The organism is Streptomyces sp. NPDC001070 (assembly GCF_053598835.1).
Map to the genome: position 1 here is coordinate 23,547 of NZ_JBSFLB010000024.1, position 17,554 is coordinate 41,100.

A 17,554-nucleotide genomic window follows, 5' to 3' on the forward strand; every position below is an offset into this window, starting at 1 on the left:
CGCACGTCCAGGCCCTTTCCGAGACCGGAGAACCCCATGAACGCATCACTTCGGCTGTCGGCGTCACTCGGCGCCGCCGCCGTCCTGATGACGACGTCCTGCACTGCGGGCGCCCACGGTGAGGCCGCGGACACCGTTCCGGCCGGGCACGCACGGCCGGGCACCACCGCGGGAACGCACTGCGCCGAGGGCCGGTTCCACTGGGGCGACGTCCAGAAGCGCGACGTGCCGGCGGCGGTGTCCGACCCTCAGCCCGTCCGGATCGCCGTGGGGAAGAGCGCGCGGACCCGGCTGGAGCTCGTCCCGATCCGGTCGATGCGGGCCACCTTGACCCCGTCCGGCCGGCTCACGCGTGTGGACCCGGCCGCCGCGGTCGGGGCGCTGGAGCGCATGACCGGACTGTCGCTGGCGCGGATCGGCACCGCCTGGACCCTCAGCGCCGGTCACGCCGTGGTGGAGACGGGGACGACGGGGCCCTACTCGGGAGAGATGGTCGCCTCCGTAAGGGTGCGGCTCGTCGAGGCGTCCTTCCGGTTCACCTGCGCGGACGCCGGAACGGAGCCCGTGCGGGGCACGGTGAGCACATGGTCGACGGTGCCCTACAGGGATTTCCTGACCTGCGGTCCCGGCCAGGAACTGCCCGAGGACGCGGCGCAGACCCAGGCCCTGGTCTGCGGGGACGACGCCTGAACGGAGCAACCGCGTGAATCTGCGCCGAGGAGCGTGATCCGCGTCCTCCGCGTGGCATGCGACAGGTACGCCGTGCCCGCAGGAGGTCAGTGATGGTCCCGGTCCGCCACCTCACCGTCGCCGTCGACGGCCGGCAGGTCTTCTACCGCGAGGCGGGGCCCCGCGACGCCCCCGTCGTCCTCCTGCTGCACGGCTTCCCGGCCAGTTCGCACATGTTCCGGCACCTCATCCCGCTGCTGGCGGACCGCTACCGCGTCATCGCCCCGGACCACATCGGCTTCGGCCGGTCGTCGATGCCGTCCCCGCAGGACTTCCCCTACACCTTCGACGCGCTCGCCGACGTGACGGCGGGCCTGCTCGGGCGGCTCGGCGTTGAGCGCTTCGCGATGTACGTCCAGGACTACGGGGCGCCGATCGGCTGGCGCCTGGCGCTGCGCACCCCGGCGCGGATCAGCGGGATCGTCTCGCAGAACGGCAACGCCTACACGGAGGGCTTCGTCGACTCCTTCTGGGCCGACGTGTGGGCCTACGCAGCCCATCCCGGGCCGGAGACCGAGAAGGCGGTGCGCTACGCGCTCACCCCGGACGCGGTGCGCTGGCAGTACCTCAACGGCGTCCCCGACCAGACCCTGGTCAGCCCCGACACCTGGGTCCATGACGTCGCGCTGCTGCAGCGCCCCGGAAACGACGAGATCCAGCTGCGGCTGTTCCGCGACCACACGAGCAACGTGGACCTCTTCCCGGCGCTGCAGGAGTACCTCAGGACCAGTCAGGTGCCGCTGCTGGCGGTGTGGGGCGCCAACGACGAGATCTTCGCCCCGGCCGGCGCCCGTGCCTTCCTGAACGACCTGCCCGAGGCCGAGGTGCACCTCCTCGACACCGGTCACTTCGCCCTGGAGAGCCATCTGGACGCGATCGCCGGGTACGTGCGCGGCTTCCTCGGGCGCGTCCTGCCCTGATGTCCATGGCTGAGTGCGCCCGCCGGCGCGGGGAACCGCCGGAGGGCCGGGCGCGGCACCGGGCGGGGCGGTCCGGCGGAGGACGGAGCCGGGCATGAGCGCAGCGCGTGGTCCAGCCGCAGACGCGTCCCACACGGGTCCGCTCGAGCCGTGTCGCGGACACAAAGGGCGGAAGCCGCGCCCTCCGGTTTCCCGTGGGTGCGACTTCCGTTCCATGAGGGGTAGCCGGCTGCGCGGGGTCAAAGCCCTGCTTCGGTCGGCCTCAGGTTGTTCAGCCGGGACCGGGGGCTGGTCGTGGACCAGTCCCCGGTATGGGTACTACCGCCCGCCGCCGTAGCCGCCGCCACCACCGTGGCCGCCGCCGTAGCCACCGCCGCCGTAGCCACCGCCGCCGTAGCCACCACCGTGGCCGCCGTAGCCGCCGCCGTAGCCGTCGTCGTCCCAGCCGCCCCAGCCGCCCCAGCCGCCGTGGCCGCCATAGCCGTAGCCATAACCGCCGTAGCCGCCGTAGCCGCCGTAGCCGCCGTGGCCGCCGTAGCCGCCACCGTGGCCGCCGCCGTAGCCGCCGCCGTGGCCGCCACCGCCGCCGTGGCCACCGCCACCGCCACCGCCGTGATCGGCGTAACTGACCGCTGAGGCCGGTGAACTGGCCGGTGCGGCGACGGCCGATGTGGCCGCACCCCCCAGGGCGAGCGCAAGTCCTGCCATTGCGGCGAGGGGCCACTTGGGAATTCGCATGACAACTCTCCCTAGCCAGGTTGATTCCTGGGCGTGGACGAGGCGCGTGACCATGGCGCCGGACTGTCTGAAGTGCGCCCGGGCCGCGCGGCGGGTTGTGAGGTCCCGCAGTCAAGTGGTGATGTTCGAAATGTTGCTTTTGCCACTATTTGTCCACATGCCCCACGCTGCTGCGGTTACGTCGTGGCGTCAAGGAAGGAGCCTGGTAGTACCACTACCAGGCTCAGGAAATGCGCGGGGGTCCCGGCGTAGCGCCGTCCCGGTCCCGGGTCGCGGCCCGCGACGGTCGCGGGGACGATCCGGTGGTCGCGCCGGGACACGAGGTGGGTCAGGTCGGCGGCGAGGGCGTGGAGGGCGGGAAGCTGCGCCCCGTCGCGCGGGTCGGCGAAGTGCCGGAGCGGTTCGGCGGCGTGCGCCGGGGTGCGGCGGACAGGGGCGTGGCTCCCTCGGGGCGAACGCACGCCTGGACGATCAAGGTACTCGCGGGAACCGCACCCCGGTCCGCCCGCCACGCCGCGGCCTGGGCGCGGCGCGAAAAGGCTGTTCAACTCGCGTGTCGCACCGTTCAGGCTCCGCGCGGACGTCAGGCCGGCCCGCCGCTCGTCCGTCGCCCGGCATGCGCCAGGTGCCGCCCTCGAAGCCCACGGCACCGGTTCTCTCAGTGGCCCTCGGCGCCGGCGGACTGCGGCGGCTCGTGAAGGGCCGCGTCGGCCGGGCCGCGGGTGAAGGCGGTGAAGCCGACGCGCAGGCCCGCGCGTTCCGGGGAGCAGCAGAAGGGGCCCGCGCCGGCGGCGGCGTCCGGGGCGAGCGGGGCCAGGCGGACCAGCCGCCAGGGGCCGTCACCACCGCGGGCGCGGATCGTGACGGCGTCGCCGGAACGGCTGGCGCGTACGGTGACCGGGCGGCCCGCCCATTCGGGGACCGGCGCGAGCGACCAGTCGGACACCCCGCGGGTGACCACCGCGCCCAGGTGCGGCATGCCGTCCGACATCTCGACCCCGGCCTTGATCCAGTTCTCCGCGTCGACGCGGATCATGAGTCCGGCCTGGTCGTACAGCGTGTCGAAGTCCGCGAGGAAGGTCACCTCAATCGACGTGTCCGCGGGGAAGGCGGCCAGCAGGGCGTGCCCGTCGTCGCGGACGAAGCCATAGCCGGTGGTGCGCCAGAAATCGCTGCGGTCGCGGGTGGTGACCAGCATTCCGGAACCGTCCGCCTCGGCGCGCTGCGGGGCGTTGAGCCATGTGGCCTCGGACCAGTCGATCGGGCGCTGCTGGTTCATGGACCGTCCTTCCGGGTGGCGTGATCGCCCAGCGTAGATCAGCGCTCCGACAGCAGCAGGCGCCAGGGTCCGCCCGCGCGGCACCGGGACTTCGCCGGGTCAGCCCTCCTCGGGGCGGCGGGACGCCGTCGCGGACGGGGCGGCGTGCGTGCCCGCGGGCAGGGCCGAGGCGTCCTCAGCCGCGCGGGGTTCCCGCGAGCGGGCGCGGACGACCGGTTCCCTCCGCACGGTGATGAGGGCCGCGTCGTCGCCGAGCCGGCCGCCGCAGTAGGCGAGGAGGTCGTCACGGACGTGCCGCACCAGTTCGTCCGGGGTCCGGCACTCCGGCCAGGAGGTGATTCGCTCGGCGAGCGGATAGAAGCGCCCGGCGGCGTCCCGCGCCTCGGTGACGCCGTCGGTGTACAGCATGAGGATGTCACCGGGAGCGAACGGGAAGGTGTCGACGCCCGGATGCGAGTGCTGCAGCAGTCCCAGCCCGATGGGCGGTGCGGGCTGGGTGGGGTCGAGGGCCGCGAGGCCGTCCCCGGCCAGGCGGAAGGGGGGCGGGTGACCGCAGTTGAGGATCCGGACCTCGGGCCGGTCGTCGGGGAAGTCCGCCAGAACCGCGGTGATGAAGGACTCGACCGTGGTGTCCTCCTGGGCGCCGTCGCCGGTGGCCTGCGCCGCCTTCCAGCACACCGTCGCCTCCAGGTGCGCGTGCAGTGCCGTCAGCGGCGGCGCACGGTAGGCGGCGCTGCGGAACGCGCCGAGCAGCAGCGCCGCGTCACCGATCGCGGGCAGGCCCTTGCCGCGTACGTCCCCGATGAGCAGCCGGGTGCCGCCCGGGGTGCGCACCGCCGCGAACAGGTCGCCGCCGATCCGGGCCTGGTCCTCGGCGGCCTGGTAGTCGAAGGCGATCCGCAGCGGGCCGATCCGCTCCGGCAGGGGCTGCAGGACGACCTGCTGCGCCGCCTCCGCGACCGAGCGCACCTGCTTGAGTTCGGCCTGGTGCCGTTCGCGCAGCCGGCAGAAGAGCACGGTGAAGGCGGAGACCAGGATGAGCGCGATGATCTCGCTCTGCCGGTAGGAGGTGGTGATGGTGCCGTCGGCCACGGACACCACCGTGAGCGCCGCCACCGCCAGGCCACCGATGAGCGCGGTGAGCCGGAGCCCGCCGAACGACGCTGTCAGCGCCGGCGCCACCACCAGGAGCGGGCCCAGGTGGCCTTCCGTGGGGATCAGCAGGTCGCTGATCACGATCGCCACGATCAGCAGCACCGGGACCACGATCAGGGCAGGGTTCCGCTCGGCGGACCAGTACGTGTCCGCGCGTCGTGGGTAACGCATATCTCCTGCTTACACCTCTCCCGCCGCCCCCGCCCGTGGCGGGACATGGGCGGGCACGGGGAGCAGCAGGGCCGTGATGTTGTCGTGTCCGCCGGCCTCCAGGGCGCACCCGACGAGCGAGCGCGCACCGTCCAGGAGGCCGCTCCCACGGCCCGCGCGCCGCGCGGTGGCGAGCAGCCGGTCCCGTACCGCCTCCGCGTCGGGGAAGCAGCGCCACAGCCCGTCGGTGCACAGCAGGAGTCGGCCGGGAACGGAGGGCCGGGCGCTGCGGATGCGGGGCACGGTTTCGCCGGCGCCGGCTCCCAGCCACGCGGACAGGGCGTCGAGTTCGCCGGTGTCGTCCTCGGTCAGCGTCAAGGCGAGGCCCTCGTCCGGCAGCCAGTAGGCACGGCTGTCGCCGATCGACGCGCACCAGAAGCCCTCGGGACCGGCGACGGCCGCGACGAAGGTGCAGGCCGGGGCCTCGTCGGGGGAGGTGGCGAGCGCGCGGACCGCGCCGTCCGCGCGCCGGGCGGCGGCGTCGAGCGCGATCTCGGGCACGGTGCCCGCCCGCAACGCCGCCGCCAGAGCCGTCGAGGCGACCTCGGCCGCGAGCCGGGCCGCCCGCTCCGACCGGGGCGACATCGACACCCCGTCGCAGACCACGCCGATCGTCCAGGTGCCGGCCGTGGTCACGGCCATCGCGTCGGCGTTCACCTCACGCCGCCTCCCCCGGTCGCTGACGCCCGCGGCGCCTCCCGCCGTCGTCTCCACACGGGAGCGGAACGCCGGCTGTGCGACGCCGCAGTCCCAGCAGTGGCCGTCCGGTGCCACCGTCCCGCCGCACTCCGCGCACGCCTGAATTCCGCCCCCGGGTTGATCGTCCATGCGCCAGACCCTAGCCGGGGCCCGCCCGGTGCATCGCCCCGCCGCCGCCCGGGGCGGCCGGGGCCGCCGCCTCAGGGCGCCGTCCGGCGCAGGGGGGCCAGGGCGGTGCTCCAGGTGACGACCTCGTCCAGGACGACGCCCACCTCGCCCGCGCGGTGCGGGCCCGGTTCGAAGCGGCTCATGTCGGCGAAGTCGCGGAACAGGGACAGCGCCACCTGCGCGCGGACGGTGGCGACGCGGATCTCGGCCATGACCAGCCGGAGATGCTCGACCGCGCGGGTGCCGCCGGCGCTTCCGTAGGAGACGAAGCCGGCCGCCTTGTTGTTCCACTCGGCGAAGAGGTAGTCGATGGCGTTCTTGAGCGCGCCGGGGATGGAGTGGTTGTACTCGGCGGTCACGAAGACGTATCCGTCGAAGGAGCCGATCTTCTCCGCCCAGGCCAGGGTGTGGGGCCGGCTGTACCGGCCCATCATCGGCGGCATCGGTTCGTCGAGCAGCGGCAGGTCGTAGTCGGCGACGTCCACGAGTTCGTACTCGGCGTCGTCCCGGCGGGCGGCGATCTCGTACACCCACTGCGCGACGGCCTCGCCGATACGCGCGGGGCGTGTACTGCCGAGGATGACGGCGATCCTGGTCATGGCACTGCTCCTGAACGGTACTGTTCCGGTGGCCGGGCCGGAGCGGTGGGGGCGGGTCGGCGATGGGGTCGGCGCGTGAGGCACGTTCCATGCGCGCCCCCGGGCCAACCCGCCCGGGCCGCCGATTCACCCGGTCGCCGTCCACGACCGGTCGCCGTCCGCGACGCGCGTCAGCGCGCGGGGGACTCCAGGGCGATGCGGACCGTGATGCGCTTGCCCACCGGCTGGCGCTGCACGTCGTAGCCCTCGCACAGCGCGAGGATGATCTCCAGGCCGTGCTGGCCGATCCGTCCCGGCTCGGCGGCGCGGGCCAGGGGCAGCGTGCTGCTGGTGTCCCAGACGGACACCAGCAGCGTGGCCGCGTCCACGTCCAGTTCCAGGTCGAGCAGACCGGGACCGGGAGCGTACTTGCAGGTGTTGGTGACCAGCTCGCTGACGATCAGTTGCGCGGCCTCGATCGTCTCGGTGGGCACCGGGACGCCGTGCTCGCTCTGGGCGCGGGCGAGGAAGTCGGCGGCGAAGCGCCGCGCCGCCGAGATGGCCTCCGAGTCGCCCTCGTGGGCGAAACCGGCATGGATGCACGGCCAGTCGGCCAGGTGTGCGGTACGGCCGTCCAGCCTCGGTTCCATGCTCGTGCCTTTCGTACTACGTCACAGCGCGGCCGCCCTCACGCGCGGCCGAAGACGCGTCTACCCCGTTTTCCGGCACTGACGCACCCGCCGACCGGCATGCGCCGTCCGGCGCTCACTCGCGGGGCAGCCTGGTGACCGTGTCCAGGTAGAAGGCGTCGATGCTGCGCACGGCGCGCTCGAAGTCGTCGAGGTTGACCGGCTTGGTGACGTAGGCGTTGGCGTGCTGCCGGTAGGCGCCGGTGACGTCGTCCGGCGCGGCGGAGGTGGTGAGGACGACCACCGGGATCGCGCGCAGGTCCTCGTCGTTCTTCAGGACGGCCAGCAGCTCGTGGCCGTTCATCCGCGGCATGTTGAGGTCCAGGACGATCAGGTCCGGGTGGCGGTTGGCCGGGTCTCGCAGGTAGTCCAGGGCCGCGAGGCCGTCCTCGACCTGGGTGAGGTTGCGCGCTCCGCGCTCGGCCAGGGCGTCCCCGATGAGCATGGCGTCGGCGGGGTCGTCCTCGACCAGGAGCACGTCGTAGGGGCGGGCTGGGGCGATCATCGTCATTGGCTCCGGGTCCGGTCGGTGCGCCGCTCGGGACGGTGGGGGGTGTCGCTGGTCACCAGGCCGGGCCAGCGGCGGCGGGCGCCCTGGCGGCTGATGTTGCAGGCACGGCCGATCTGGGGGTATCCGGCACCTGCGGCGGCCGCCTGCTCGGCCGCGCGGTTCTCCAGGTGCTCGACCGCCTGCTGGAGGAGGTTCAGCATGTGCAGGTATGCCAGGGCCTCTCCGCGTGCTTCGGTACCGTCGTCGGCGGCACCGGGGACGGTGAGGGGACGCAGGCCACGACGGACGAGCCTCCGGGCGAGGTCGTCGACCGCGCCGGTCGCCAGTGCGGCGAGTTCCTCCTCCGGCAGACGCGGAGCGAAGTGGGTGCCAGGCATGGCCCCCACCTTAGGACCTGCAGATTCCCGCGACAACAAGTGTTGTCGCGGGGACGGCTACAGTTGGCTCCCGCCGCGCGGACACACGACGGCGGCCATGGAAGCGGAGGGCGCACAGCGTGGCAACTGGCGAGACGATCGTGCGGGCGGCCGGCGGGTCGCAGGCACCGAGCGTGCCCCGCGACGCCCGCGGCGCGGGCCGGTTCTCGGCGTGGACGACCCGCCGGTGGCTGCAGGTGGGCGTGAGCCTCGCCCTCGCGGTGCTCGCCGTGCTCGGCGCGCTCGGCATATGGGCGCTGGACCGGAGTTCGGCCCTGACCGACCAGCTGGTCGACGTCCGCTCCCCGGCCCTGGTCAACTCCGTCCGGCTGGAGGCCGCGCTGGTCAACCAGGAGACCGGTGTCCGCGGCTACGGACTCAGCGGCCGGCGGCAGTTCCTCGACCCCTACACCCAGGGGCTGGAGGACGAGAAGACCGCCCTGGACCGGCTGCGTCCCCTGGTCCGGGGCGACGAGCGGGCCGGCGCGGACCTCGACGCCGTCCTCACCGCGGCCGCGGCCTGGCAGGAGCGGATCGCGCGGCCGGTCGCCGCCGCCTCCGCCCCGCCCGGAGCGCCGGTTCCGCTCGCCACCGAGCGGGCGGACGAGGGCAGGACCGCCTTCGACCGGGTCCGCGGCGCCCTGACGACCCAGCAGGACCACCTGCGGCAGGCGCGCATCGCCGCGGGCACCCAGCTCGACCGCGCCGTGCGGTTGCGCAACTGGGTGTTCACCGCGATCGCCGCGGTCATCGTGCTGCTCGCCGTGCTGGTCTTCGAGGGCCTGCGCCGCGGGATCACCGGTCCGCTCGAGCGGCTGGGCACCGAGGTCCGGCACGTGACGCGGGGCCGTTTCGACCACCCCGTCACCGTGACGGGACCGGCCGACCTGCGCCGGCTCGGCGAGGACGTGGAGGGGATGCGGCGCCGCCTCGCGGACGAGCTCTCCTTCGCCGAGAAGGCCCGCCAACTGCTCGACGAGCAGGCCGCCGACCTCAAGCGCTCCAACGCCGAGCTGGAGCAGTTCGCCTACGTCGCCTCGCACGACCTGCAGGAGCCGCTGCGGAAGGTGTCGAGCTTCACCCAGCTCCTGCAGCGCCGCTACGGGGACCAGCTGGACGAGCGGGCCGATCAGTACATCGCGTTCGCCGTCGACGGCGCGAACCGGATGCAGACCCTCATCAACGACCTGCTGGCCTTCTCGCGGGTGGGCCGGGTCCACAACCAGCAGGGCACCGTGGACCTCGACCGGATCGCCGACACGACGACCGAGGCGCTGAGCGTCGCCATCGAGGAGTCCGGCGCCGAGATCACCCGGGACCCGCTGCCCACTGTCGTCGGGGACACCACACAGCTGGGCATGCTGTGGCAGAACCTGATCTCCAATGCGGTGAAGTTCCGGCACCCCGGGCGCACGCCCCGGATCCACATCGCGGCCCGGCGCGACGGCGACCTGTGGCGGTTCTCCGTCACCGACAACGGCATCGGCATCGACCCCGAGTACGCCGAGAAGGTCTTCGTGATCTTCCAGCGCCTGCACACCAAGGACGCCTATCCCGGCAACGGGATCGGCCTGGCCATGTGCAAGAAGATCGTCGAGTTCCACGGCGGCGGCATCGCCATCGACCCCGAGTACGGCCCCGGCACCCGCATCGACTTCACCCTCCCCGCCCGGCCCGACACCGCTCCCGGACCCGAGTCCGGGTCCGGGGCCGGGCAGGGGCCCGCCACGGCGCACGGCGACGGGGGTACGGGGGAGTCCCGGCGGTGACGACCCCCCTCGCGCCCCTCGACCCCGCCACCCACCACCGGATCCTGCTCGTCGAGGACGACGCGGGTGACGCCCTGCTGGTGACCGAACTGCTGGCGGACACCTCTCTGCGGTACACGCTCGTCTGGCACAAGACCCTGGCGGACGCCTGCTTCGAACTGTCCGCGCGCAGCGCCGACTGCGTCCTGCTCGACCTGCACCTGCCCGACGCCGCGGGCCTCGGCGCCGTCGGCGAGATCCAGCGGGCAGACCCGGACACCGCCGTCATCGTCCTGACCGGCCTGGCGGAGGGGCAGGCCGGTGCCGAGGCCCTCGCCACCGGCGCCCAGGACTACCTCGTCAAGGGCAAGGTCGAGCCGGAACTCCTGCAGCGCGCCGTGCGCTACGCCGTCCAGCGCAAGCAGGCCGAGCGGGCCGGGGCCGACCTGCAGGCCGGACGGCTCCGCGCGCAGGAGAACGCCCGGCTGGAGCGCGGTCTGCTGCCGCAGCCCCTGCTGACCACGCCCGCCGTCGCGGCCACCAGCCGCTATCTCCCGGGGCGGGAGAGCGCCCTGCTGGGCGGTGACTTCCTCGACGTGGTGCAGACCGACGACGGACGTGTCCACGCCGTGATCGGTGACGTCAGCGGCCACGGACCCGACGCGGCGGCCCTCGGCGTCTGCCTGCGCATCGCCTGGCGCGCGCTGACCCTGGGCGGCCACCGCGGCCCGGAACTCCTGCGCCTGCTGGAGAGGATGCTGGTCGCCGAACGCTCCGACCCGGACCTGTTCACCACCTGCACCCTGCTCACCCTGGACTTCGCCGCGTACCGGGCCACCGTGCACCTCGCCGGGCACCACGAGCCCCTGCTCACCACCGGCGGCGTCACGAGGCAGGTGGAGGCCGGCCACGGGGTCGCCCTCGGCATCGCCCCGGGCCTCGACCAGTGGCCCGCCACCCTCCTCGACCTGCCGGAACAGGGGACCCTGACCCTCTACACCGACGGGCTCATCGAAGGCCACGCGGGCACCGCCGGTGACCGGCTCGGCCCGGAAGGGCTCCTGCGCCTGCTGGCCCGGACCCCCGCCACGGGGCCCGACGCGCACCTCGACGCGCTGATCCGGCAGGTCCGCGACCTCAACGACGAACGCCACACGGACGACCTGGCGGTGCTCCGCCTGGACTGGGGGGCCGACTGAAACACCCGGGTCCGAGCCGGATACGTCGGGCGGGGCGGCGCGTGCCGCTCCCGCGGCAGTCGCGGCGCGCTGCCGGCGCGACAGCCTGTCGGGGCCGGCGCCCGGTTCCTTCAGGTGCTCGCCGGCCGGTCTGACACCGCTCCCGCCCCGGTCCGTCCTGCCCTTCAGCCGGCGCGGCGGCGGGCGGCGGGGGCCATCGACTCCAGACGCTCCAGGAGCAGCCCCTCCCGGGTGGACCAGGGGCAGATCTCCACGCTGTCGGCCCCGCACATCTCCATCAGCGCCTCGGCGACCAGTGCCCCGGCCAGTGACTGGCCGGCCCGGTGCCGGGAGATGCCGGGCAGCTTGGCACGCCCCTCGGGGCCCTTCGCGGCGAGGACGGGAACGATCTCCCGCACCTGGGCCAGCGACAGACGCTCCGGGCCCTCGCCCGTCGTGTCGCGGGCGGCGGCGAGGCGGGCCAGCTGGGTGAACGTCTTCGAGGAGGCCAGCACCCGTCCGTCCCGCGGTGCCTGCGGCAGGTCGTCGCCCAACGTGCCGAGGGACGCGCGTAGACGGTCGCGAACCTCGTGCAGCCGCCGTTTGGAGGAGACCGCGTGCACCAGGTCCCACCGGCGGTTGACCGCGCGGGCCCCGAGGGGGAGCGAGTGAACCGTGCGCGGCTGCTCCGCCGTGCCGTCCGCGAGCTCGAGGGTGCCGCCCCCGATGTCCAGGACGAGCAGCGGCACCCCGTCCGGACCCGCCCACTGACGGGCCGCCACATAGGCCAGCCGGGCCTCCTCCTCACCGGACAGCACCCGCAGCCGCGTACCGGTGGTCCGCGCCACCTGCGCGATGACCTCGTCGCGGTTCGGCGCGTCCCGGATGACGGAGGTGGCGAAGGCGTAGACCGAGGGCAGGGAATGCTCCCCGTCGGCGGCGAGCGTGCGCGCCACCGCCTGCTGGACGCTCCGCACGCCCGACCTGTCCATCCGCCCCGTCGCGTCGAGCGTCTCGTGCAGCCTCAACCGCACCTTGCGCGCCAGCACCGGCCGCAGGGGCGAGCCGTCCCGCCGTTCCACGACCGTGAGCAGGGCGCTGTGGCACCCGACGTCGAGCACTCCTGTTCTGCGTACCTTCCGTTCCGCCTTCAATCCGTACCTCCACCCCGTATCGGCACCGCACTGTCCTCATTCCCCGGCGTTCCCCGGAATTCCCCGGAATCGCCCGGAACGACCGCTGTTCCTCCCTGGTGACGGGCAGCGCGCCGTCCTATTCACGGTCCGGTGCGCCGCCAAGTCAAGATCTTTTGACGAGATCGTTTCAGGGGGCACCGGGCGGTCGCGGTCCCCCGGAGGCAGGTCCGGCGAGTGGAAGGGAGGGTTCCGCGGAGCCTGTCGAGATCCGGGCACCGGCTCCGTCCAGGGGTGAGCGCGCCGGCAGGGCGCGCCTGAGCGAAGGAGCAGACGGTGACCAGGTACCTGCTGGCCGTGACCTACGGGTCCGGCGCTGGCACGCCCCCGATGACGGAGTGGAAGCCCGAGGAGATCACGGCGCACCTGGACTACTGCGCGGCCCTGCACCGGGAACTCGTCTCCAGCGGCGAACTGGTGGAGTCCCGGATCCTGACGGGTCCGGAGCTTGCCACGATCGTCACCTCGGACGGCGTGAGCGCGCCCGTCCGCACTGACGGCCCCTTCGCGGAGGTCGGGGAATGGGTCGCCGGCTACCGGATCGTGGACGTCGAGTCCCAGGAGCGGGCGATCGAGATCGCCGCGAGGGCCTCGGCCGTCCCCGGTGCGGGCGGCGTGCCGACCCGGCAGCCCGTCCATGTGCGGCGGGTGATGGACGACGTGCCGGGCGACGTCGCCGGAATGGAGAGCTGCCTTCGGTCGGGCGAGTGACGGGACGGTGCTCGCGGCACCCGGGTTCGAGGGCCTGCCGCGCGGACCCGCCCCGCAGGGGCGTGGTCGCCCGGCCCGGCGCCGACGTCCGCCTCGGCCGTCGTGCCTGCCCTGCGCGTTGCCGTCCGGCGCGCCTTCGCGCGGTCACCGTGCCGCGCCCGCGGGGCCCGCCAGATGGGCCAGGGCGGCCGTCGTCAGCGCGGTGACGCCCGCGGGGACGGCGAGCCGGGGGTCGGGGCGGAAGCCGGGGGAGTGGTTCGGCGGCAGGGCCGCCATCTTGGCCGCGGCACCCTCTCCCGGCGTCCGGGCCCACTGGCCCGGGCCGACACACCCCAGCATCCAGTAGGCGGTGCGGACGCCGGTCGCGCCGTGGAGGGGGACGCCGGCCGGGCCGAACAGCGGGAAGTCCTCGGTGGCCGTGGACGCGGGCCAGACCCCGACGCGCCCGGCGCCGAACGCCTGTTCATGGGCACGCCGTACGACGGCGGCGGTGGTGGCGTCCGGCAGCGTGGGATGCGACTGCGCGAGGGTCCGGACGGAGGGCTCCCTCGGACAGCCGGAGGCCGCGCACTCGGCGGTGGCGATGCGCCGTACCGCCGCCGTGACGCGGTCCAGGGCCTCGTCGGTGAAGGCGCGGGCGGAGACCTCCAGCGTCGCCGACTCGGGCACGATGTTGCCCCGCGTGCCGGCGTGCAACGAGCCGACGGTGAGCACCACTTGCTCCGCCGGCGCGGTCTCCCGCGACACGACCGCCTGCAGCCGCAGCACGATCGCGGCGGCGGCCACCACGGGGTCCACCGCCAGGTGAGGGCTGGCCGCGTGCCCGCCCGACCCGTGCACGACGACCTCCAGCAACCGGCTGCCCGCCAGCACCGGGCCCCGCGCATGGGCCACCATCCCGGCCGGCAGGGGAGCGGTGTGCTGGGCCAGGACGACGTCCGGAACGGGGAAGCGGGTGTAGAGGCCGTCCTCCAGCATGGCGCGGGCCCCGCCGAGGGTCTCCTCGGCGGGCTGGCCGACCGTCACGAGCGTGCCCGACCAGTGCTCCTGGGAACCGGCGAGCAGCGCGGCCGTACCACCCAGGCACGCCAGGTGCAGATCGTGCCCGCACGCGTGCATGACGGGAACCGGGCGGCCGCCGCCGTCGGGGGCCACGGCCTCGCTGGCGTACGGCAGTCCGGTGGCCTCCTCGACCGGCAGGGCGTCGAGTTCGGCGCGCAGCGCCACGACCGGGCCGGGGCCGTTGCGGAGGACTCCGACCACGCCGTGACCGCCGACGCCGGTCGAGACGTCGAACCCTGCGGCGCGCAGGCGCTCCGCGTGCCGCGCCGCGGTGCGCTGCTCGGCGCCGGACAGCTCTGGATGCCGGTGCAGGTCGAGGTAGTCCGCCACGGTGGGCCGCAGCACCGCCGGCAGGCCGTCGAGGACCGGGCCGCCGGTGCCGGTCGGGGAAGGGCTCACAGCAGACTCCTTGCGATGGGGCGTCGGGACGGGGGAGCCGCGCAGGCGGCTGACAGCGGGGTGACAGCGGGACGCGCATGGATCTGCCAGCGGGCCCCGCTACAAAGGACCCGGGTACGGCGCGGGGGTGCGCGGTTGTCCGCAACCGGCGCCCCGGGCCGGGCCCTTGTCGTCGCGTTCGCCATGGGCCGACCGGCCCGTCCCGTCAGGAGGAGACACGATGCCGCAGAACTCGCTCGAGTCGCTCGCCCAGGAGATCCTGGAACTGGAGTCCGAGACCTTCGAGATCACCGACTACTCGGACGCCAGCGAGGTCATGCTGGGCTCGTCCACCAGCTGCTCGAGCACCAGCACCTGCTCCAGCACCACCAGCACCACCAGCTGCACCGCCTGATCCTCCGGATCCGGGTCATCGCCCTCCGCGCCGCGGCTCGCGCCGCCGCGCGGAGGGCGATGACCCGTGGGGGCCCGGAACGACGGACGGGTCAGGGGAACGGATGCGGGACGCGGCGCAGTTCATCCTCCCCGAGATCGGTCCCCCGCAGCCCGGCCCGCCGGAACGCCGTGCGCAGCCGGGGCATGTGCAGGGCGCGCTGACGTGTCCAGCCGAAGTCGATCGGCAGGAGCCCGGGGACCAGGGTGCAGACGGTGCGCAGGCCCATCCGCTCCTGCTCCGGCGTGGTCTGGTCGACGGCGATCACGTCGAAGCCCGCCCCGCTCAGGACGTCCCGGCACAGCAGCACGTCGTCCAGGAGGTCCCCGGTGCGCGGCCGCCGCCGCTCCCACTCCGCGTACAGCTCGCCCAGCGGACGTACGGCGGCCGGCCGCAGATAGGACGCCGCGTGCTCCGCCATCTCCGGCAGGCCGAAGAGGGCGGCGTGGTCGGGCAGGCGCCGCACGAGGCCGAAGTCCCGTGCCATGGCGGCCAGTTCGTCGGGACGCTCGCTGACCTGGCCGGGCAGGTGGGGGATGTAGGTGAGGATCTCCGCCACCGCGGACTCCACGGCGGTCTCCGGGTCGAAGGCGGCTCCCGCGGCGAAGGCCAGGGTGCCGGGACCGCCGTCGCGGCGCACCGCGAGCCCGGTGGCGACGGGCACCGGCAGGTCCACCCGGTTGTCGAAGACGTGGACGTCGTAGCCCTGCAGTGCGGCCCGGTCGACCATGGCGCGGGTCGCGCCGCGGGTGCAGGAGCCGAGGTCGATCTCCGTCAGCCGGGCGTTGCCGTACCAGCCGAGCAGGAAGGAGTCCCGCTCGATGAGTTCCAGCAGCCCGAACAGGATCGCCTCCTCCAGGCAACTGCCGATGGCACAGCCGTTGGAGCACTCGAAGACGAAGTTGTCCGCCGCCACGCCCGCGCTGTAGTGGACGAGGCGGGCCGGGACGAGCACCGGCCGTTCGTCGCGCAGCGACCACCCCCGCACCCACGGGATGGGGCGGTCCGGCTCGAAGGGGCTGAGCATCGGGTCGTCGCGGTAGGTCTCCGCCGCGTACAGGCCGCACTCGCGCGGGTCGAGCGCGCGGTCGCCGAGGACGTCGTACGCCTCGGTCAGCAGGGCCCCGCGGCGCCGCCGGTGGGTGCCCGCGTAGCGTTCCAGCCCCTCCAGGAAGGCCAGGTCGCGGCTGGCCCGGAAGGAGTTGGCCTGGCCGCTCCAGGTGACGTCGGTCAGGCCCGCGTAGCCGCGCATGAAGACGCTCCCGGCGACCGGGGCGGTCGTGGGGGACTTGACGTCGGTCCAGGTGGTGGCGCCGAGGACACCGCAGACCGGGTTGGCGAGCGCGTCGGCGGGCAGCGCGTACGAGCGCGGGGAGCGCAGCCGGTACGCCTCCGGGGCCGGCTTGGGCCGCGGGACCAGCGCCGTCACCGGCTCCGCGGTGCCCGTCCCGGCCTCCGGCGCGCAGTGCGGGCACAGAGGATCACCCAGCAGCGGGACCGAGGCGACCTGGAGGGTGGCAAGGTCGAGCCGGGTGACCCGGGGCAGCGGGCCGGCGGCGCCGCTGGTCAGGGCGTGCTCGTACAGGGACGAGACGGCGTCGACGACGTACTCCGGCAGCGCCGGCCACTGGCCGGCCGCCCGGGTCGCGGTGCCGGTCTCCCAGGCCTCGCGCTCGGAGCGGGTGCGCAGCCGCTGACGGCGCATGGCCAGGCACTGGCCGCAGGCCGTCTGCGCGGGGTCGGTGCCGCGCCAGGGGCCGATGAGGACGGCGTCCCAGGTGAGGTGGACGGTCGCGGCGGGGCGGTCGGCGTGGTGCGGATCGCGGCCCGGGGCGAGGGCGTCGGCGGCGCCCAGCGGTACCACCAGCGGCGGTGCCGAGGGGTGCCGCGCGGCGAGCGCGTCGCCGAGGAGGCGAACCGCGGCGTCCATGAGCGCCGAGGACGGCGCGGCCGCGGGCGCGGCGAGGTCGGTGGTCATCCGCGGTTGCTCCAGCGGAAGGTCCTCGCGGCGATGAGCGCGAACACGGCCGCGAAGCCGATGAGTCCGGCGCACGCGACGGCGAGGTCGGAGGCGCTGCCGTGGTGGGTCTGCGACAGCACACCGAGGATGCCGTCGTTGAAGTAGCGCAGCGGCAGCGCCAGCGACAGGTCGCGCAGCCAGCCCGGCATCAGATCGCCCGGGTAGAAGGATCCTGACAGGAAGGCCATCGGCACCATGAGGCAGTTGGCGATCGCCGCCACCGCCTCCGGCGTGTCGGCCAGGCTGCCGACGACCAGGCCCAGCGCCATGAACGTGGTGATGCCGAGCACGAGCACCGGTATGACCAGCGGCCAGCCCGCGGCCAGGTGGAGCCCGAACAGTGGCAGCAGGGCGACGCCGATGAACAGCGCGGCCTGCACCAGCCCCACGCCGACGGCGATGGCGTAGCGCGAGGCCAGCACCGAGGGCAGCGAGGTGGGGGTGCGCCAGATCAGCCGCAGGATGTCGTCGCGGCGCCAGTGCATCATCGTGAAGGCCACGCCGAACATCGCCGCGTTGCCGACGCCCCACGACAGCACGCCGGGGGCGATGTAGTTGATGTACGGGGGCCCGCCGTCCTGGACGGTCTGCCCCTTGAAGATCAGGCCGAACACGACGAGGAACAGCAGGGGGAAGGCGAAGGTGAAGAAGACGGTGGTCTGGTCCCTGACGTAGGCACGGTAGTTGGCCCGGGTCAGTGCGGCGTACGCGCTCACGG

18 protein-coding genes and 1 pseudogene are annotated in these 17,554 nt (G+C 74.0%); 7 read left to right on the forward strand and 12 right to left on the reverse strand.

The annotated features are described in order from the left end of the window. The first annotated feature begins 36 nt into the window (after positions 1-36). The 3 genes and pseudogenes from ACWDAS_RS27005 to ACWDAS_RS27015 form a co-directional block, all read left to right on the forward strand. A complete protein-coding gene (locus ACWDAS_RS27005; RefSeq protein WP_450395778.1) occupies positions 37-690 on the forward strand; it encodes a hypothetical protein in 654 nt (217 codons plus the stop codon). Between the two features lie 92 nt (positions 691-782). After that, positions 783-1,649 (forward strand): alpha/beta fold hydrolase, encoded by an 867-nt coding sequence (locus ACWDAS_RS27010; protein WP_450395780.1) that lies wholly within the window; start codon positions 783-785, stop codon positions 1,647-1,649. Positions 1,650-2,333: 684 nt separating this feature from the next. After that, positions 2,334-2,402 (forward strand): annotated as a pseudogene (locus ACWDAS_RS27015) (hypothetical protein); the annotation flags it as partial. A 161-nt stretch (positions 2,403-2,563) separates the two neighbouring features. Here ACWDAS_RS27015 and ACWDAS_RS27020 read toward each other — a convergent pair. From ACWDAS_RS27020 to ACWDAS_RS27055, 8 genes are all read right to left on the reverse strand, one after another. Beyond that, complete coding sequence (locus ACWDAS_RS27020) at positions 2,564-2,848, reverse strand: hypothetical protein (RefSeq protein ID WP_450395782.1); 285 nt, start codon at positions 2,846-2,848, stop codon at positions 2,564-2,566. Positions 2,849-3,045: 197 nt separating this feature from the next. Continuing rightward, entirely contained in the window at positions 3,046-3,666 is a 621-nt protein-coding gene (locus ACWDAS_RS27025) for a DUF1349 domain-containing protein (RefSeq protein ID WP_450395783.1), read from the reverse strand. A gap of 99 nt (positions 3,667-3,765) precedes the next feature. Further along, positions 3,766-4,992 (reverse strand): PP2C family protein-serine/threonine phosphatase, encoded by a 1,227-nt coding sequence (locus tag ACWDAS_RS27030; RefSeq protein ID WP_450395786.1) that lies wholly within the window; start codon positions 4,990-4,992, stop codon positions 3,766-3,768. Between the two features lie 9 nt (positions 4,993-5,001). After that, positions 5,002-5,859: a PP2C family protein-serine/threonine phosphatase gene (locus ACWDAS_RS27035; RefSeq protein ID WP_450395788.1), complete on the reverse strand. Its 858-nt coding sequence runs from the start codon at positions 5,857-5,859 to the stop codon at positions 5,002-5,004. 71 nt (positions 5,860-5,930) lie between these two features. Next, positions 5,931-6,497 carry an NADPH-dependent FMN reductase gene (locus tag ACWDAS_RS27040; RefSeq protein WP_450395791.1) on the reverse strand — a complete coding sequence of 189 codons (567 nt, stop codon included), beginning with the start codon at positions 6,495-6,497 and terminating at the stop codon, positions 5,931-5,933. A 170-nt stretch (positions 6,498-6,667) separates the two neighbouring features. Next, positions 6,668-7,126 carry an ATP-binding protein gene (locus tag ACWDAS_RS27045; protein WP_450395794.1) on the reverse strand — a complete coding sequence of 153 codons (459 nt, stop codon included), beginning with the start codon at positions 7,124-7,126 and terminating at the stop codon, positions 6,668-6,670. 115 nt (positions 7,127-7,241) lie between these two features. Beyond that, a complete protein-coding gene (locus ACWDAS_RS27050) occupies positions 7,242-7,670 on the reverse strand; it encodes a response regulator (RefSeq protein ID WP_450395797.1) in 429 nt (142 codons plus the stop codon). A gap of 2 nt (positions 7,671-7,672) precedes the next feature. Then, entirely contained in the window at positions 7,673-8,053 is a 381-nt protein-coding gene (locus tag ACWDAS_RS27055) for a hypothetical protein (RefSeq protein WP_450395800.1), read from the reverse strand. 119 nt (positions 8,054-8,172) lie between these two features. On the opposite strand from ACWDAS_RS27055, the gene ACWDAS_RS27060 reads away from it, so the two are divergent. Both ACWDAS_RS27060 and ACWDAS_RS27065 read left to right on the forward strand, forming a co-directional pair. After that, a complete protein-coding gene (locus tag ACWDAS_RS27060; RefSeq protein ID WP_450395803.1) occupies positions 8,173-9,861 on the forward strand; it encodes a sensor histidine kinase in 1,689 nt (562 codons plus the stop codon). Continuing rightward, complete coding sequence (locus ACWDAS_RS27065) at positions 9,858-11,039, forward strand: PP2C family protein-serine/threonine phosphatase (protein ID WP_450395806.1); 1,182 nt, start codon at positions 9,858-9,860, stop codon at positions 11,037-11,039. The genes ACWDAS_RS27060 and ACWDAS_RS27065 overlap by 4 nt, the downstream gene beginning before the upstream one ends. A gap of 164 nt (positions 11,040-11,203) precedes the next feature. Here the strand turns inward: ACWDAS_RS27065 and ACWDAS_RS27070 are convergent, their stop codons facing one another. After that, the gene (locus tag ACWDAS_RS27070; RefSeq protein ID WP_450395809.1) at positions 11,204-12,139 is read right to left on the reverse strand and encodes a Ppx/GppA phosphatase family protein; all 936 of its coding nucleotides are present in this window, start codon (positions 12,137-12,139) and stop codon (positions 11,204-11,206) included. A gap of 348 nt (positions 12,140-12,487) precedes the next feature. Between ACWDAS_RS27070 and ACWDAS_RS27075 the strand changes: the two genes are divergently transcribed. Continuing rightward, a complete protein-coding gene (locus tag ACWDAS_RS27075; RefSeq protein ID WP_450395812.1) occupies positions 12,488-12,922 on the forward strand; it encodes a YciI family protein in 435 nt (144 codons plus the stop codon). 144 nt (positions 12,923-13,066) lie between these two features. Here ACWDAS_RS27075 and ACWDAS_RS27080 read toward each other — a convergent pair whose 3' ends face one another. Beyond that, positions 13,067-14,383, reverse strand: a complete 1,317-nt coding sequence (locus ACWDAS_RS27080; protein WP_450395815.1) for an amidohydrolase — start codon at positions 14,381-14,383, stop codon at positions 13,067-13,069. A gap of 220 nt (positions 14,384-14,603) precedes the next feature. Between ACWDAS_RS27080 and ACWDAS_RS27085 the strand changes: the two genes are divergently transcribed. Then, positions 14,604-14,777: a thiazolylpeptide-type bacteriocin gene (locus tag ACWDAS_RS27085; RefSeq protein ID WP_089228050.1), complete on the forward strand. Its 174-nt coding sequence runs from the start codon at positions 14,604-14,606 to the stop codon at positions 14,775-14,777. A 91-nt stretch (positions 14,778-14,868) separates the two neighbouring features. Here the strand turns inward: ACWDAS_RS27085 and ACWDAS_RS27090 are convergent, their stop codons facing one another. Both ACWDAS_RS27090 and ACWDAS_RS27095 read right to left on the reverse strand, forming a co-directional pair. Continuing rightward, positions 14,869-16,794 (reverse strand): TOMM precursor leader peptide-binding protein, encoded by a 1,926-nt coding sequence (locus tag ACWDAS_RS27090; RefSeq protein ID WP_450395818.1) that lies wholly within the window; start codon positions 16,792-16,794, stop codon positions 14,869-14,871. Next, positions 16,791-17,552 (reverse strand): ABC transporter permease, encoded by a 762-nt coding sequence (locus ACWDAS_RS27095; RefSeq protein ID WP_450395820.1) that lies wholly within the window; start codon positions 17,550-17,552, stop codon positions 16,791-16,793. The genes ACWDAS_RS27090 and ACWDAS_RS27095 overlap by 4 nt, the downstream gene beginning before the upstream one ends. Between the last annotated feature and the right edge of the window lie 2 nt (positions 17,553-17,554).